Genomic DNA, 2,189 nt, shown 5'->3' with positions numbered 1-2,189 from the left:
GCGGCTGGCAGCGGCCCGGCCGTGCAGCAGCCAATGGTTCACCCGGCTGGCCGACGATTGGTTGACCGCCAGCACCAATCCCCACATCGATTGGCTGGTGGCACAATCGGGCATGTCGGCACGCTCGGTTGAGCGGCTGGCGCGCCGGTTTTACGGCGCTTCACCAAAATTGCTGGCGCGCAAATATCGGGCGCTGGGCGCGGCGGTGCGGCTGGGCACCGGCGAAGCCAAAAGCTGGGCCGAAGCCGCTGGCGATGCCTTTTACGATCAGGCGCATTTCATCCGCGAATTCCGCACCTTCAACGGCAAGACCCCGGCGCGGTTTCTGGTGGAAACCGCGCCGATCACGCGCATCACGCTCACCCGCCGCCGCCTGGTGCCCGGCCTGCCGAAATTGACCATGTTTGCCTGAACGCAGCGCCGCAGCGGGGGCTTCCGGTTGCGAATTTCTTGACAGTCCCGCCCCCCGGCGGCATAAGACGACCAGATTTGTCCACTTTGCGCCAGCCGCCGGGAACCATCGGTTGATCAGACTCACCAACCTTGCAGATTATGCCGTCGTCGTGATGGCCGCCGCCGCGCGGGAGCCCAAGGCGAAGCTTTCGGCATCGCGGGTGGCGGAATTGACCACCATTCCCGCCCCCACCGTGGCCAAGTTGATGGGCACGTTGGCGCGCGGCGGGCTGCTCACCGCGTCGCGCGGTGTATCGGGCGGCTTCACCTTGGCGCGCGATCCGGCGTTGATCAGCGTCGCGCAAATTGTCGAGGCCGTCGATGGCCCGATTGCGCTCACCAGCTGCGCCGGCAACGACACGACCGAATGCGCGATGGAAGGCCATTGCGCGATTCGGGGCCATTGGGGCCCCATCAACCAAGCCGTGCGCGGTGCGCTTGCCGCCGTGACATTGGCTGATCTGGTGCAACCGGCGGCAGCGGTTACAGCAGAGGCAACGCCGGTTCCGGCGTTTGCTGACTGACCGACTGGAAGAGACCAATTCATGTCTGACGAAGTGTCTGCTGCCCACTCCGAGGCCGGGATCGACGACGCCCCATCGCTCGATTCGGCATTGGCCCAAGTTCCCGTGCAGGATGCGCAGGCGCGCGCCGCCGTCGCAGACCTGTCCACCTACAAATGGGGCTTCACCTCTGACATCGAATCGGAAATGGCGCCCAAGGGACTGACTACCGATACCGTGCGCTATATTTCCGCCAAGAAGGGTGAGCCCACGTGGCTGCTCGATTGGCGGCTGAAGGCCTTTGCCAAATGGCAGGCCCTGGAAAGCCCGGATTGGGCCAAGCTCAACATCGCGCCGATCGATTATCAGGACGCGTATTATTATGCCGCGCCCAAGGCCCGGCCCACGCTGGCGTCGCTCGACGAGCTCGATCCCGAAATCCGCCGCACCTACGAAAAGCTCGGCATCCCGATCGAGGAGCAGAAGGTGCTGGCCGGCGTTGAAGGCGCGCGCAAGGTCGCTGTCGATGCCGTGTTCGACAGTGTTTCGGTGGCCACCACCTTCCGCGAGGAACTGCGCAAGGCCGGCGTCATCTTCCTGTCGATCAGCGAAGCGGTGAAGGAATTTCCCGACGTTGTGAAAAAATGGCTCGGCAGCGTCGTGCCGGTCACCGACAATTATTTTGCCTGCCTCAACAGCGCGGTCTTTTCCGATGGCACCTTCGTCTACATCCCCCCCGGCGTGCGCTGCCCGATGGAGCTGAGCACCTATTTCCGCATCAACGCCGCCAACACCGGCCAGTTCTAACGCACGCTGATCATCGCCGACAAGGGCAGTTATGTCTCGTATCTCGAAGGCTGCACCGCCCCGATGCGCGACGAAAACCAGTTGCACGCCGCCGTGGTGGAACTGGTCGCGCTCGATGATGCCGAAATCAAATATTCCACCGTGCAAAACTGGTATCCCGGCGATGCACAGGGCAAGGGCGGCATCTATAACTTTGTCACCAAGCGCGCCAACTGCCTGGGAAAAAACAGCAAGGTAAGCTGGACGCAGGTGGAAACCGGCAGCGCCATAACCTGGAAATATCCCAGCTGCGTGCTGTCGGGCGATGGCAGCGTCGGCGAGTTCTACTCGGTCGCCGTCACCAACAATTGCCAGCAGGCCGATACCGGCACCAAGATGATCCACTTGGGCAAGAATACTCGCTCCACCATCGTGTCCAAGGGCATC

Annotated in this window: 2 protein-coding genes and 1 pseudogene; all 3 read left to right on the top strand. The window is 62.8% G+C overall.

All coding sequences use genetic code 11. The annotated features are described in order from the left end of the window. The coding region (locus ACESL8_RS11885; protein ID WP_372919117.1) for a helix-turn-helix domain-containing protein at positions 1–412 on the top strand (412 nt) is incomplete at its 5' end. 112 nt (positions 413–524) lie between these two features. Then, complete coding sequence (locus tag ACESL8_RS11880) at positions 525–977, top strand: SUF system Fe-S cluster assembly regulator (protein WP_372919115.1); 453 nt, start codon at positions 525–527, stop codon at positions 975–977. Between the two features lie 21 nt (positions 978–998). Further along, a pseudogene (gene sufB, locus ACESL8_RS11875) lies at positions 999–2,189 on the top strand (Fe-S cluster assembly protein SufB); the annotation flags it as partial.

The organism is Sandarakinorhabdus sp. (genome assembly GCF_041689835.1).
Lineage (GTDB): Bacteria > Pseudomonadota > Alphaproteobacteria > Sphingomonadales > Sphingomonadaceae > Sandarakinorhabdus.
Note: the sequence above shows the minus strand (reverse complement) of the source record. Positions and strands in the feature narration are given on the sequence as shown.